Here is a 15,616-nt window from a genome sequence, read left to right as displayed (position 1 = left end):
GAAACAATCTCTAAGAGACGTCGAGGGTTATTTATAGAATTGTAAAACTGTGTGTATATGCCGGTACACTTGCACTAAAATTAATTTCGGCATTTACGTTAGTACCGTCTATTGCAGATGCAAATTTGAAACTGTTATTCCATACATCATTGCTTACAGGAACCATATACCAGTATGATGCTGCAACGTTACCGTCTGGTCTGTTGTTATCATTATTAACACTGCCATACCATTCTTCGCTTGAAGTTGCACCGTTTACGACTGTAAATTTGAATTTGTAACGCTCGTCTTTACCCCATGATTCTGTTTTGAAAGTGATTTTTTTATTGGCAGCTTTCCAGATTCCTTTTCCTGAATATGTATATTCAAATAAATATTGGCTAAGTGGAGGGAACCATAATTCGATCTTTTTAATTTCTGTCATAGTCGTTGAACCATCACTAAAATCAACTTTAATTTTATACACTTTTGCATCTCCTGTATAAGTCGTTGCTCCGTCTTGTTTTAATTTGGCTTCGCTGATATAGAAAACCTCAGGAGTTCCATTTTTTCTTGATATAAATTTATAGCTTCCTGCTTGTAACTTCGTATAGATTTCAAAAGTCGTAGCACCAGTTTTCTTAAAAGCCTGCGCATCTGCCACTGTTTCTCCTGTTTCTGAACCTGATCCTGTAATAAACAACTGATCCGGAGTTGGAAAACCGCCTGGTCTTTGTACTTCGATAATACCTGAAACACTTGATTTTTGAACATTTACACCTTTAGAAGAATAAACAGTCCATTTCAATTTTCCGATAGTTTCAGATGCAATACCTGCCAATCCGGCAATTTTATTAAGCTCTGTAAAAGAAAGGTTTAATGTTTTTTGAAATCCGTTTCCGTCAGATGGTCTTACGTAAATCGGTTTAGAGAAATCTCCGTTTTCAACATCAAAAACCACATCATACAGTACCACTCCGTTGTCTTCTGCTTTAGCTCCTTCCCATTCGAAAACAGCAGAACTTTGTGCACCAAGATCATAAAATTTATTATTCGCCGGAGAATAAAGCGCATTAACAGCACTTACATTAGTATGACTCATTGTATCGTCGTTGTCGCAACTTGCCACAAAGATTGCGCATACTAGTAATAATAATTTTGAATATATATTTTTCATGTTATTTATTTTTAGGTTGTTAGATAGTTTTACCAGTTTGGATTTTGAGATAAATTTGTATTAATCAAACGCTCATCTCTTGGTATTGGCCATAAATAATGTTTATCAGGATCAAAAGTTCTTAAGTTCACTCTTAAATAACCATTGTCTACAGATGACACACCAAATTTGGCTCCATGTGCATAACCATTCAAAACATCTTCGGCAGTTTTCCATCTTCTAATGTCAAAGATTCTTAAACCTTCCATAGCAAATTCTGTACGGCGCTCATTTCTAATTACTTCTCTAAGTCCTGTTTGTCCTAAAGCACTATTAAAAGATAAAGCTGCTGCATCAGTAAAACCTGCACGGGTTCTTAATGGCTTAATGGTTTGATCCCAAACTGCACTTGTCATTTGGTTCAGCTCATTTTTTGCTTCTGCGTACATCAACAATATATCGGCGTAGCGAAACAACATTAAATTTAAACCTGACTGCAAAGAAGTTAAATGTTGCGTATCATAATATTTACGAGTATAATATCCTGTAGGAGTCGAAGATGATCCTTGTACAAATTCATCTGCAGCGTTTCCTACTGAAGTGCCTGGTTTGATGTAAATAATATGAGAACTTCCGTCTCCTTCTTTCCAATTGTATTTATCGTAAACTACAGTATTCGTTAGTCTTGGATCTCTGTTGATATAAGGATCATTTTCGTTGTATCCTGATCCGGCTTCGTTAATTCTTTTTCCGTTCATCATTAAGTAACTGTCTACTAATTCCTGAGTTGGAGCCAAAGCATTTAACCTTGCACCGGCAGAAAGCGGAGCCATATCAAAAAACTCTCCCCACATTCTAAATTGTGGTACATATTGTAAACTTAAAATATCCTCACTGTTGTACTCGTTTTGTTGTTGAAACAAACCTTCGTAAGAAGGAAACAAACTATAGGTTCCGTAACTCATCGCTATAAATGGTTCTACTGTTTTTACAACTTCATCCCATTTACCTTCATATAAAAGAACTCTTGCTTTTAGCGCTACTGCAGCACCTACCGTGATTTTTCCTCTGTCTGCAGCGGCATATTGTGTGTTCTTTGGCAATGCCGGAATTATGGCATCCAATTCACTTAAAATATAGGCAATCACTTCTGCATGCGATGTTCTGCTTACTGATGTTGCTTCTTCAAGAGAAGGATCTTTCTTTATTAAAGGAATATCTCCAAACCAGGTTGTTAGCTGAAAATGTTGGAAAGCTCTCAAAAAACGGGCTTCTGCTTTCATTCTTGCAATTACAGTTGCATCTGCATTAGGAACACGGTCGATATTTTCTAATAAAAGATTACAGGTTTTAATACCCGCATATCGGTTATTCCATTCTTCTTTTATTCTTCCTAAAGAAGGATCATAAATTCCGGCTCCGATTGATGCAGCTCCTGCATTATCTCCTCTTCCGTTAAAAGCATTATCCGATAGTGCTTCATTATAAAAGAAATATTGACTGGTTTGCATTTGCGAATAAGCCGTATTTAGAAAAGTCTGGGCTTTATCTACACTTGTCCAATAATTAGAATCTGTAAATTGATTTTCAGGCGCAAGGTCCAGATCTTCACAGCTTACCAATAGTAAGAGTACAACTGGTATGAATTTTATTTGTTTAAGTATATTTTTCATTTTCATTTTTTTTAAAAGGTAATATCAATACCCATTCCGTAATAAACCTGCGTTGGATAAGCTCTTCCGCTGTTAGCTCCCGAAGGTGTCATGCTATTGTTGAATTCAGAAAGTTCCGGATCAACAAATTTCACTTTAGATAATGTAAGTAGATTTTGTCCTGAAACATAAACATGAAATCTGCTCATTCCTAACCTTTGTGCCACATCATCTGATAATGAATACCCTATTTGCACATTTTTTAGCCTTGCATAGGCACCATCATACAAATACATGTCAGAACCTCTTCTGAAGTTGTTTGTATTAGATTGTGTACCATTGTTTGCCAATCTTGGATATCTTGCATCCGGATTTTGAGGCGTCCAGTAATCTAATTGGTGTGTGTACATTGTCATACCATAATTGTAATGAAACGGCTCTACAAGCTCTCCTCTAATCATCATGGTTCTTTTTCCAACACCCTGAATAAAAATGCTTAAATCAAAATTTTTGTAATCTAAATTATAAGTAGCTCCGTAAGTATATCTTGGAAAAGGATTACCGAAAACAAACTTGTCATTGTCATCAATTTTACCATCTTTATTTACGTCTACATAACGGTTATCACCCGGCTGTACACTTAATCCTTCAGGAACTGCTGCTCCTTTGATTTCATCCCAGTTCTGGAAAATTCCATCTCTTTTTAATCCCACATAAGAATTGAAAGGCAGTCCTTCACGAAGAATAACCTGTAACTCTTCTACTCCGCTCAATCTTTCTTTTCCGCCGTAGTCCAGCACTTTATTTTTCGAATCTCCAAAATTCACCATCAAACTATGGTTTAATACTTTTCCTTTATGTCTGTAAGTGGCACTAATTTCCCATCCTTTGTTTCCTACTTTACCGGCATTAAACATTGGTAGTCCCGTACCAAAAACTCCCGGTACTTGCGGTGGAACAAGAATGTCTGATGTTACTTTATCAAAATAGTCGAATGAAAATGATAAGGCTCCTTTAAAGAAATCTGCATCGATTCCTGCATTAAAAGTGGCTGCTTTTTCCCATTGAATATCAGGATTTGCAAAATTATATCCTGTACCGCTCACACCGCTATTGTTGAAACCATAAGCATTCTGAAAAGTAAAATAAGTCGTTTGGTATTGATAGTTACCCACGTTTTGGTTTCCTAAAATACCATAAGAAGCTCTTAGTTTAATGTTACCCACCTTATCGTTATAGTTTTCCATGAAACTTTCTTTGGTCAATGCATAACCAAGTGTTCCCGAAGGAAAGAATCCCCATCTTAATTCATCTCTGAATTTTGATGATCCGTCATATCTAAAACTGAATTCTGCAAAATATTTATCTTTAAAATCATATGATGCACGACCAAAAAGAGAATTAAGACTGTTTTTTGATGAACTTCCATTAGAGTTATAAGAGTTCTCTCCAATTACTGTTTCGCTGGTTGGAGTTCCCAAATCCGGATCAGTATATTTTTTGTAGATCCCGATTCCTCTGTCTGAATGATTTTCGTTAGAAACTCCAATCAATCCGCCTACGTTATGATTACCAAAACTTTTACTGTACTCTAACATAAACTGTGTGTTCAGGTCAAGACTTTTTCTGGTTTCATCATTTGTATCTCTGTCAGCACCATAAACTCCCTGAGGCGAAAAGTTCACTTCTTTTACTCTGCTGTACATACTTCCAGACCATAAACGTCCTCCAAAAACACCTTTTACTTTTAAGGAATTCGATAATTTAAACTCTGCATTAAAAGCTCCAAAAATATCATCATTATCGTATCTTCTAAAACCTCCCTGTTCCAGAATTCCTAATGAATTAAATTGTTGTAACACATCATTGGTCAGGTAATTACCATCCTTATCTTTTTGCGTATAATATAACGGAACCCTGAAAGCATCAGCCATTAAGGTACCTGTGCTTGAGGAGTGATCTGTAATTTTTTGTTTTGAATAAGCCAATGTCGACGTCAACTTAAATTTACCGTACTCGTTCGTAAGATTTATTCTAAAGTTGTAACGTTCCTGACCTTTTTTGGGACCAACGAATGTGCTTTCCTGATCCAGGTATCCTAATGATACTAAATAAGTAGAGTTGTCGCTTCCGCCCGAAAAAGATAAATTTTGGTTTAATTGAAGTGCCGGTTTTACAATTTCTTCTGCAAACCATTCTGTATCCCCGTTTGCCTTTAGCTCTGCAATTTTAGCTGCCGAAAACACTGCAGTAGTTTCTCCGGAGTTAAAAGCTGCTTCATTTCTCAACATCGCATTTTCGTATCCGTGTACCGGTTTTGTAAAGTATTTTGGGCTATTAAATCCGGTAAGACTGCTGTACTGAATAGACATTGGTTTACTTTTACTTCCCTTTTTGGTTGTAATAAGCACCACTCCATTACTTGCTCTGGATCCGTAGATCGCAGCACTACCGGCATCTTTTAATACAGATACACTTTCGATATCAGCAGGATTCAAAGCATTAATATCTCCTCCTACTATACCGTCTATAACTATCAGCGGACTATTGTTTCCTAATGTACTTATCCCACGAATGTTAAGGTTTAAGCCTGCACCCGGCTCTGAGTTTGTTTGCTGAATGGTTAAACTTGGCGCTTTACCCTGCAAAGCCAGTGTTGCATTTACGTTTGGTCTGTCTTTGAACGCATCATTATTAACCTGATCAATGGCACCTACAACTTTTCTTTTCTTTTGTGTACCATAACCTACAACAACTACTTCATCTAAAGCTGAGACATCTAAGTCCATAACCACATTAATAACGCTTCTGTTATTTACTTTTAGTTCTATTGGTTTGTAACCAATCATTGTAAAGCGTAAAGAACCTGTTCCGTTTTTTAATATTATCGAATAATGCCCGTCAAAATCAGCATTTACTGCATTTCTTGGATCACTGACATCAATAATAGAAACTCCCGGAAGAGACAGTTTGTCTGAAAGTGAAGTGATGACCCCAGTAACCTGAGTTTTTTGATTCTGGGCAGTAACATTGTTATACCCGCCACAAATGAGAATAATTGTGAGGAAAAAATGCATACAGAGCATTTTTTTCTTTCTGCAATTTGATTGTTTCATCATGAAAAATTTTGGTTAGTTAGTTTTTACTGAATTAATTCTGAAGTTTTAAGAACTGTTTTTTTAAAATTTAAAATCACTTCAAATATTTAAAAATTAGCTGGTCTCGTTTTTTGATCGGTTAAAAGTTTCCGGTAAATTTTAATCGTTAAAAACCAAACGAGCTACAATAACTTATTAATTCATAGCAAACATACTAAAACGTTTTAGTAAAAAAAAACTTTTTTTGCTAAATATAATTTTAATGTTAATTTTATAAGATATGCGCTTATTAGGTGACTTATATTAAATATTACGCAATAAAATTCAACGAAAACGTTATATTAATTGTTAAAATTATTGATCTCGAAAAATGATATAAATCAATTTATAAGACTTAAAAAGCTTATTTTTAGTAAATGGGATAAAAAAAAATCCGAGAATCAATAAATACTTATTGAGTCTCGGATTTTCTAAAAAAAGTAGTATTGTTTTTCAGCAAATTACCGTAGTAATTGCCTTACTTCACAAGTGATGATTCGCGCAGTATTAGTTCTGTTTTTAATACAATATTATGATGGGTTTCGCTCACATCTTTTTTCTTTAAAAGAGGCAGCATCAATTCCATCAGCTTCGTACTTATTTCTATCAAAGGCTGTGCAACAGATGTTATGGTAGGATCGTAGATTTTAAACATATCATTATCATCAAACGCAATGATACCCAACTCTTTAATTAATTTTGGATTGTTTTCTTTTAAAACTTCCAGTCCGCTTTGTGCAAGATAATTTGTAGCAAAAAAAACAGCATCCAAATCAGTATATTTTTCAAAGAAATCCTTAACATACTCCTTACCTCTTCCTTTAATAATTTCATTAAAAGGAATTTGAAGCGTATGGGATTTCAAACCATTTTCTGCGACTGCTTTTTCATATCCGGACAAACGTCCCATCATCTGGCTCTGATCTGAAGCGGTTGTGATAAAGCCAATATTTTTAAACTTGTTTTGTATCAAATGCTGTGTCGCATCAAAAGACGCCTGAACATTATCAATAACAACACTATTACAATCTAATCCTTGAAAAAACCTGTCTAATAAAACGACTGGAATATTATCTTTTATTAAACCTTCGATGGTATCTTTTATTCCCGGAGAAGGCACAATAATAAAACCATCTACCTGACGAAAATTAAATAAATTGATTAATTCGTTTGATTTTTCATCATCATTTTCGTTGCTGCAAAAAATAACTTTATATCCTTTTTCGTATGCAATATCTTCAAAAATTCGGGCAAGTTTAGAAAAGAAGTTATTGGAAATATCTTCGACCATAAAAACCAGAATTTTAGATTTTCCGGTTCTTAGGCTTTGTGCAATTTGATTGGGTCTGTAATTTATTAATTTTGCATAATCTAAAACCTTTTTTGTAAGCTCTTTAGAAATGTGTTTTTCTTTTGCCTTACCATTTAATACAAAAGATACCGTAGTAACAGATATCTTCAATTCATCGGCAATATTTCTAATAGAAACAGGTTTTTTCTTCATTTTAAAATCATTTTTAATTTAAAACCACAATTTTTGCTCAAATATAGTAAAGTTATAATTGTGACGTTAAATTAGTACTATTTTACTTAAAGTAAGTTCAAAAGTTTAATCTCGCAAAGACGCAAAGTTTTTTTGTTTCACGCAGATTTAAATTGATTTAAGCTGATTTTTTAATCGTTTTAATTGTTTAATCAGTGGCTAATAAAACTTTTAGCCTGTGCATTTCCCCTTTTTTTTCAGTTAATTTATCAGTTGTAATATTTTAATCGCGCAAAGACGCCAAGGCGCAAAGTTTTTTGTTTCACGAAGATTTAAATTGATTAAAGCTGTTTTTTTTAATCGTTTTTAATCGTTTAATCAGTGGCTAATAAAACTTTTAGCCTGTGCATCTCCTATTTTTTTTTCAGTTAATTTATCAGTTGTAATGTTTTAATCTCGCAAAGACGCAAAGGCGCAAAGTTTTTTTGTTTCACGCAGATTTAAATTAATTTAATCTTATTTTTTTAATCATTTTAATCGTTTAGGCTAAATAAACTTTGCGCCTTTGCGTCTTTGCGAGATTATTTTTTGTATTAACGTCCAAAATCATCCTGAAGACGAACAATATCTTCTTCATCCGAAGGATTATCCTGATCTGTATGCTGCCAGATTTCTGCAATCACACCCCACGAATCCAAACCTATCAGGCGGTGACGTTCTCCTTTGTCCATCTCAATAAAATCACCGTTTTGCAATGTTTTTAATTCTCCTTCAACATCTGTATCGCTAATTTTTACTCCTACGGGACCTTCAACCACTTTCCAGATTTCGGCTCTTCTAAAGTGATATTGCCACGATAATCTTTTTTCCGGAGCTACCACTAAGATCTTTGGGCTTAATTTATTGGTGATTTGAACCTCGTCAAGCTTTAAGTGCGAAAAAAACTTTGTTATAAAAGCACTTGCCTGGCTTTCTTCGATCACAAAAAAACCACCCCAAGGTCTTGTCTGGTCTTCGTTGATGATCGTAAAATTGTGTTTTTCGATTTCATTTCTAATCTTATCAAAGACCAATGCTTTACTGTCTTTATCTTCTATCTTGATATTCATGTTTTCTTTTTTTTTTACAATTTTTATTTTTTCTAGAAATACGGTAATTCTGCTTTAATGCGTTCCCAGAAAACCTCATTAAATAAATAACTTGATCCCAGAATACTGGTCTTTTCTGTATTTTCGATAATAGAAATTGCTATGTCTACATTTTTGCTTTTTAAATTCTCCTGAAATTTAGTCAAAAACAATCGATTTGATTTGGCAATATTCCCTCCGATAATCAAAAGATCTGCATCAAAATCAAGAATAAAAGGCGCTAAAAATTCACTTAAATTATGGGCGAAATCATCAAATATTTTTGCAGTCGAATAATCCTCAATACCGGCTATTTCCTTAACACCGTCTGTCAATTTCTTTCCGGTACTATTTTCGTACTGATTTAAAAACCATCTGGTCGAAAAGTAGTTATCAGCAATACTATCCTGAAAAGGTTTGTCCCATAAACAACCATTATGCGGTACATTACTTCCTTGTGTAATTGGCAGTTTATGGTCTAAAAAAGCGGCTCCAAAACCAGTTCCTAAAGTTATAGCAATTACTTTATTATTCAATTCAGATTCTTGTGTAAGCGATCCTCCTACTCCAAAACAACTGGCATCATTAAGAAACCTGAAGCTTACATTTTGTGTGCTTAGGTATTTTAAAAGTTCATCTGCAACCGATACATTATACAGGGACTCGTATTTATCATTTCCTTCAAACATAGCTATTCCTGTTTCGTACTGAAACGGGCCTGGCATAGAAAAAGCGATTCCAATAACATCACTTGAAGAATAGTCATAGTTTTCCTGAATTACCTGAATAGTCTGATTGATTATTTCGGCCCATTTTTTAATAATTACTTCTTTAGAAGCCTTACTATCAACAGCTCCGCTAAAATATGTTCCCGGAATTATCACAAAATCATTACCATTTACGGCAGCACTGCTGATGTGGCTCCCTCCAATATCTACACCTATTGTTATTGACATTTGTTACTCATTTTAATTATTTTTTTACTCATAATCAATTCAATTAATTATCTCTGTTTTTTCTCTATTTCTTTGTGGATTAGCCTCTTTGAAGGATTTAAAAAATAATATTCAAACCTAAAAAGAAAGACTTTTAACATCCGATACTATATTGTCAAAAAACAATACTATTCTCCTGAATTACTTTTACTCTTGTTCTATTTTCACAAATGAGATTGAACAAACTTATCTCGGTCATTTCAAAAATATTATGCAATTGCATTTGCAGATTCAGAAAGAATTTAATTTATTTTTTAAGTGCTTTAAAAATGTTTTTTTCTAAAATAGGTTCCATAATGGCATAACCTGCTTCATTAGGATGTACGCCATCCGTACCTAATTCATCTTTTAAACCTAATTTTTCATTTACCATTGCTGAAAAATAATCCGTATAAAAAAGTTTATTTTTATCTGCGTATGCTTTTAGGACACTGTTTAGGGCTACAACTTTTTTAGCTGGTTCTAAACCGGGCTTCCATTTAAAATCTAATGCAGGAAGAACCGAGCAAAGAATCACCTTTATCCCATTTTGTCTGGCCAGTTCACACATCGAAAATATATTTCCCGAAGTTGTCTCAGCAGAATAAGGTCCAGTATTTTCAGCGATATCGTTTATACCTGCCAAAATAATCACCACAGCAGGTTTTAAAGCAATTACATCTTGTCTAAAACGCAATAACATTTGTGGTGTCGTCTGACCGCTTATTCCTCTGTTGATATATTTTTTTGAATTGAAAAAATCAGGTCGTTTGTTGATCCATCCTTCTGTAATTGAATTTCCCATAAAAACTACCCTACTATGATCTTTAGCACTCAATACCGGAACTTTAGAATTTTCATCCTTATAACGATTTAAGTTAGGCCAATCCTGAGCATGGGAATAAGTTGCAGAAAAAAAAAGTATCAGGACGTAACAGAAAAATAAAGGTGTTTTCATTTAATTCGCAATGTGTATTCGGTTATATATCTAGATTAGAGAACTCTTTCACCATTCAAACATTAACGAACAATAAGTAGTATGACTAAAATTTTAACAGTCTGTATTACAATTAAAAAAATATACACTACAAACATTCCTTAATACGCAAAAAAGGTATATCATGTTGGCAAATATACTAAAACGTTTTAGTATAAAAAATATTTTTAAAAAAATTTAATTGAATGAATCATAAAAAAAATGCTATTAAAAATAATAGCATTTTTATAAGGAATTATAAAGGATCAATTTTAGTTTCTGTATTCTCGAAATTGCAGAAAACATTCATTTTTAATGTATTATTCTTTTAGAAATGATTTACTTACGATCTCACCTCCTCTTTGAATATTGAGCAAATAAACACCTTTGATCAAATTATTGCAATTGTAGGCAATATCAACTTTGCCCGCATTATATTCTTTATCTGTAATGGTAACTATTTTTTGTCCGTTGATATCAAACAAGACAATGGTTACTTTTTCCTGTTCTGCCTGCAAAAACGAAATGTTCAGGATGCCTTTTGTAGGGTTGGGATAAACACTTAAATCTACCTCAGGATCGAGTACTGCTTTGTTAGTCGCCAGCGTGGTTACCGTACAATTGGGCGTTGTACTAAAAGCCATTTGCGCAGCTGTAAAATTGGTAAATGTTGCATTGATATCAATATTAGAAGTATCGCTTGCACCTTTACCATCGCAATTATCTCTTCCGTTTCTCCAGTAAGGAAATTGCAAATAAACACCAGGTGTAGCGCAACTGCCAATTTCTGCATCCCCGCCTACAACAACTGAACTGGCAAAATCTCCTGCAAACAACATAGCATTTCCTTTGATATTGGCAGTATTTTTTACAGAACCACCTTCCATCCAGGCATTTCCTTCAACAATGGCGCTGTTGGCCAAAGTGGCGTTGTACACACATGCATTGCCTCTTACAATCGCATTGCCGTTTATAGTACCTCCATCTACCATTGCGTAATCATCTATACGGGCATTTCCTGAAATCGTTCCGGCTCGTACAATTGCATACGGACCCACATATACTGTAGAAGCTACAGTTGCATTGTTAGACACCCATCCGCCGCCGTTGGTATGTAAATGTCCGTTTGTTTTAAGAAAGCTTCTAAAGTTAGCTGCAGGCTGAAATCCTTCCGGAGTAGCATTTGCAATTTTTAGTTCGTAAGGATATCTTCTTTGTTTTGGATAACCCACATCCATATTGTAATTGACATGCACTTTTGGTGCCGCAAAAACAACCAGATAAATGTTAGCTTCTGTCACTGTATTGAGTGTAAATGATGCTTCGCCATCGGTCTTATACATTGGACTGTAACGAGAAATAGTTCCATCGGTTTTTGTGGTTACAAAACCATAACGCCATCCGGCCTGAGTGGTATTTACCTCAGTATGTCCTTTAAATTTAATGGTTACTTTTTTTTGTGTTCCTGTACAGGTTGGGTATAACGGAATTAAATTCATTCCGTAATCCTGTGGAGCCCAATCGTTATTGGTATAATATTGATCCGCTGTTCCTGTTACTTTTGTCAGCAGCGTATATTGTCTGCTGGTATAACGAGGCATATTTGTTTTTATCGCATTGTAAACGTTTCTAATGGTTTTTCCGAAATTACTGGTGGTGTTTATTTGGGAATTCCATTGAATGGGATAATCGAATGCGGCTTGTCGCTGTGCATATCCCCACAGATAATCATCAAGCTGATCCTGTGTAAAACCTTTTAATCGCTTAATGGTTTCCAGCGGATGTTCTTCATTCATAGATTCTGCCCACATTCTTCTTGTAAAATCAAATCCCTCTTTTTCCTGAACATAGTACATCAAATGAAAATTAGTATAATGATGCCTGTTCGAGGACCACATAAAATGTTTGGTCTGGATCCAGCGGGTCAAAGTTCCGTCGATTTCTGCCCATTGCGGATAAGCCTGTGCACGCATAAAATTGGCGTGTCCTTCATAAAATGGACTCGCCCAATCATATCCGGCAAATGCTCTTCCGGCTCCCGGATTTTCCTGAATGCTCATCATCATTTGCAGTGTATGGGCAAATTCATGCGATAACGCTCCGCCATCTCTCGTGGCTTCAGGATGTACAAACATAGCGCCTATGGTATTACTAAAGGAACTCGCTTGTGCAAAAGCTTCTAACCTTGGATCTGTAGAATTCCAGGTGCTCATCATCATAATAATGATCTTGTACTTCCCAAAATTGGTTGTTGGCGCATTGTTTACAAAATGCAAATCGGTAATATAGCGTTTAAAGCTAGTCTCGAGTGTATCTGCAACTGATTTTGGTGTAAACCTTAGTGCTGCATCAGCATATGCCGCAGGATTCGTCCCAACTTTATCGCCCCAGTAGAGTACAAAATTGGTCGACTCGTACTTTCTGGTGTTGGATACTTTATTATAAAATTCATTATTAGGATCACTCCATTCTGTGGGAGTAAAAAGCGTTTTCTGTGCAATTGCAAAATAACTGGATAGAAAAACGACAACAAGTAGTAAAAGTTTTTTCATAGTTTATTTAATTAATAGGTTAAGAAATAGCATTCTTTTGTAAATGTAAAAACTACACTAATCATCTTGTAAGACAATATTATCTACATTTAATACTATTTTACCTATTTAATAAAATATACTAACCTATTTTACAATAAGTTACAAAACATCAATACTTATATTTAAAAACCAAAATCGCAAAAATTAATACCAATTAATTCTTCAAACCGGCAGCTGTAACCTCTAATACAACACTGCTTTCCTCTCTTGCAGAAGAAATTTTCAAACCTACTTTCATCAAAAAATCTCCCGAAAAAACATTTCCTGATGCTTCAAAAGTATTTTTTGCTTCGGGCATAAGATTTATTTCTTTGACTTCGTATTTCATTAAAGGATCAAGTCCTTCTAATCGTACCAGACTGTAATTAGGATCGGTTAATGGATGCAAGGTATAAGAGAACACGACCGACTTGGTTTTATCCTGATTCACATACATTAATACCGCTCTGCTTTCTTCATAAGGCGAAATCAATCGGTACAAATCTCCTTGCCAAATTACGGGACTTAATCGTTTGTAATTGGCAACTGCTTCCTGGCAAAATTGCAATTCGTTTGGTTTTAATCCGCCTACGTGAATATCAAAACCCAATTTCCCCATCATGGCAACATCTGTTTTAAATTTTATGGACTGATTGCCCATAGAAGTTACATGATTGCAAGTTGCGAGCGCAGGATAAAAATTAGAATATCCCCATTGAATAAAAACACGATCAAACGGATCTGTGTTGTCGCTGGCCCAAAACTCGGTGAAATAATTGAGCATTCCGTAATCGACCCTGCCTCCTCCTCCGGCACAAAGCATCATAGGTAAATTGGGGTATTTCGATTTTATTCGATCAAGAACTTTATACAAGCCTTTTGTGTATTCTATGAATAAATGCGATTGCTGATTTTTAAGATAGGTCGAATATGCACTGGTCATCATACGATTACAATCCCATTTAAAAAAGGCAACTCCTGATTTGGTTTGCATGATGTCATCAACAACCTTAAAAACAAAATCCTGAACCTGCGGATTGCATAAATCAAGAACCAATTGTGTGCGATAAATATTCTTTTCTCTGTTAGGTAAACTTAATACCCAATCCGGATGTTTTTCGTACAGTTCAGTTTTTTCGTTGATCATTTCAGGTTCTATCCAAATACCAAATTTTACATTAGTTTCCAAGGCTTTTTCCATCAGGAAACCAATCCCATTTGGCAATTTTGATTTTGTAGCCTGCCAATCTCCTAATCCTGATGTAGAACCGCTTCTTGGGTATTTGTTGCCAAACCAGCCGTCATCAAGCAAAAACATATCTACTCCCAATGTTTTAGCATCTGTAAACATATTGGCGAGTTTCTTTTCATCAAAATCAAAAAAAGTAGTTTCCCAATTGTTCAATAAAGTAAGACGTGGTTTTTCGCCATCTTTAAGGCCGTATTTTCTGGCCCATGCATGCAAATTTCTACTCGCCTGACCTTTGCCCTGATTTGAAAAGGTATAAATAAAAACAGGTGTTTTGAATGTTTTTCCGGGTTCAAGATTGTATTCTGATGCAAATTCATTAATACCTGAAATAATTCTCAACTCATTATTATTATCAATATCAAATGTATACTTGAAGTTTCCGGACCACGCAATTGTTCCCGCAATTACTTCACCTGTATTTTCTCCTGATTTTGAATTTAATGAAAGAAAAAAACTAGGTGACGCAAACATATTTGTTCGAACGCCCAATTTCGAGTCGATAACCTTAATGCCTCTTGTAAGCTGACTTTCTTCCATTCGAACTTCCTCGACCACATCGCTGTAAAATTGTGTCAGCCAATACTGATCCGCATCCAAATGCAATGCAGATGAAGCATAATTGTACAGCATTACAGCTTTTTTCTCGTTGTGCTGAATTTCTGTCCACGATTCGATTACGTTTTCTTTGTAGAATGTTTTATAATGAAGGTTGATAAAAACCGGATATTGAGGATCTTTTAATTTGATGATAATCTCAGCTGTATTATCCGTTATTTTTTGAATGGTATGATTTTGATATTCTAATTCTAATGAAGGATTTCCGTCGTTATGCGTGATTCTGATAGCGGGTTCGAATAAATTATCGGTTCCAAAAGTTGGGTATGCCGAATGGCGCAAATCGATTAAAGGATTCCCGTCATTCACCACGAAATTCTTGGTGTTTTCTTTGGAAACGGCTTCGTATTCGCTACTGTTATTCAGCTTTGTTCCCAAATAAGTCTGATACAATTTTTTGTTTTTACCAACCTTAAGCACTAACGCAGAATTTTGAGTTTCAATCTTAATTAAAGAACTTTCCTGCGCCTGAATAGCCGAATATGTAATGGTCAATAATAACAGTAAAAATTGCTTCATTTTTTTTATTTTTTAAATTAATCTTTCGAGATTTTATTACAATAATTCTAATCTTCTCGCAGATTTGGCAGATTCTTTTTTTATTCTTTTTGATATATCTAAAAAATCTATCACAAAACTTCAGCACTATATCTTAGAAATAAAATAGAAGCTTACAAAATAAATCTGCCAAA

The 15,616-nt window shown here is 34.8% G+C and carries 9 protein-coding genes; all 9 read right to left on the bottom strand.

Annotated elements, in window-relative coordinates; translation table 11 throughout:
• Positions 1-31: 31 nt before the first annotated feature.
• Positions 32-1,156, bottom strand: coding sequence for a SusE domain-containing protein (locus FLP_RS05045; RefSeq protein WP_065448437.1), 1,125 nt, complete (start codon positions 1,154-1,156; stop codon positions 32-34).
• Between the two features lie 29 nt (positions 1,157-1,185).
• Positions 1,186-2,808, bottom strand: coding sequence for a RagB/SusD family nutrient uptake outer membrane protein (locus tag FLP_RS05040; protein ID WP_207797814.1), 1,623 nt, complete (start codon positions 2,806-2,808; stop codon positions 1,186-1,188).
• 11 nt (positions 2,809-2,819) lie between these two features.
• On the bottom strand, positions 2,820-5,864 hold the full coding sequence (locus FLP_RS05035) for a SusC/RagA family TonB-linked outer membrane protein (protein WP_207797813.1): 3,045 nt from the start codon (positions 5,862-5,864) through the stop codon (positions 2,820-2,822).
• 538 nt (positions 5,865-6,402) lie between these two features.
• Positions 6,403-7,428, bottom strand: a complete 1,026-nt coding sequence (locus FLP_RS05030) for a LacI family DNA-binding transcriptional regulator (protein WP_065448434.1) — start codon at positions 7,426-7,428, stop codon at positions 6,403-6,405.
• 572 nt (positions 7,429-8,000) lie between these two features.
• Positions 8,001-8,516 (bottom strand): cupin domain-containing protein, encoded by a 516-nt coding sequence (locus FLP_RS05025; protein ID WP_065448433.1) that lies wholly within the window; start codon positions 8,514-8,516, stop codon positions 8,001-8,003.
• Positions 8,517-8,548: 32 nt separating this feature from the next.
• Positions 8,549-9,490, bottom strand: coding sequence for an ROK family protein (locus FLP_RS05020; RefSeq protein WP_065448432.1), 942 nt, complete (start codon positions 9,488-9,490; stop codon positions 8,549-8,551).
• Positions 9,491-9,776: 286 nt separating this feature from the next.
• Positions 9,777-10,466, bottom strand: a complete 690-nt coding sequence (locus tag FLP_RS05015) for an SGNH/GDSL hydrolase family protein (RefSeq protein ID WP_065448431.1) — start codon at positions 10,464-10,466, stop codon at positions 9,777-9,779.
• Positions 10,467-10,804: 338 nt separating this feature from the next.
• Complete coding sequence (locus tag FLP_RS05010) at positions 10,805-13,036, bottom strand: DUF6055 domain-containing protein (protein ID WP_065448430.1); 2,232 nt, start codon at positions 13,034-13,036, stop codon at positions 10,805-10,807.
• A 196-nt stretch (positions 13,037-13,232) separates the two neighbouring features.
• Positions 13,233-15,443, bottom strand: a complete 2,211-nt coding sequence (locus FLP_RS05005; protein WP_083195791.1) for an alpha-galactosidase — start codon at positions 15,441-15,443, stop codon at positions 13,233-13,235.
• Between the last annotated feature and the right edge of the window lie 173 nt (positions 15,444-15,616).

The sequence above is a fragment of the Flavobacterium piscis genome (assembly GCF_001686925.1).
Taxonomy (GTDB): domain Bacteria; phylum Bacteroidota; class Bacteroidia; order Flavobacteriales; family Flavobacteriaceae; genus Flavobacterium; species Flavobacterium piscis.
Note: the sequence above shows the minus strand (reverse complement) of the source record. Positions and strands in the feature narration are given on the sequence as shown.

Coding starts and splice junctions, on each gene's coding strand:
- FLP_RS05025 (WP_065448433.1), bottom strand. CDS start 8,516: ATGAATATCAAGATAGAAGATAAAGACAGTAAAGCATTGGTCTTTGAT.
- FLP_RS05045 (WP_065448437.1), bottom strand. CDS start 1,156: ATGAAAAATATATATTCAAAATTATTATTACTAGTATGCGCAATCTTT.
- FLP_RS05030 (WP_065448434.1), bottom strand. CDS start 7,428: ATGAAGAAAAAACCTGTTTCTATTAGAAATATTGCCGATGAATTGAAG.
- FLP_RS05005 (WP_083195791.1), bottom strand. CDS start 15,443: ATGAAGCAATTTTTACTGTTATTATTGACCATTACATATTCGGCTATT.
- FLP_RS05010 (WP_065448430.1), bottom strand. CDS start 13,036: ATGAAAAAACTTTTACTACTTGTTGTCGTTTTTCTATCCAGTTATTTT.
- FLP_RS05040 (WP_207797814.1), bottom strand. CDS start 2,808: ATGAAAAATATACTTAAACAAATAAAATTCATACCAGTTGTACTCTTA.
- FLP_RS05015 (WP_065448431.1), bottom strand. CDS start 10,466: ATGAAAACACCTTTATTTTTCTGTTACGTCCTGATACTTTTTTTTTCT.
- FLP_RS05035 (WP_207797813.1), bottom strand. CDS start 5,864: ATGCATTTTTTCCTCACAATTATTCTCATTTGTGGCGGGTATAACAAT.
- FLP_RS05020 (WP_065448432.1), bottom strand. CDS start 9,490: ATGTCAATAACAATAGGTGTAGATATTGGAGGGAGCCACATCAGCAGT.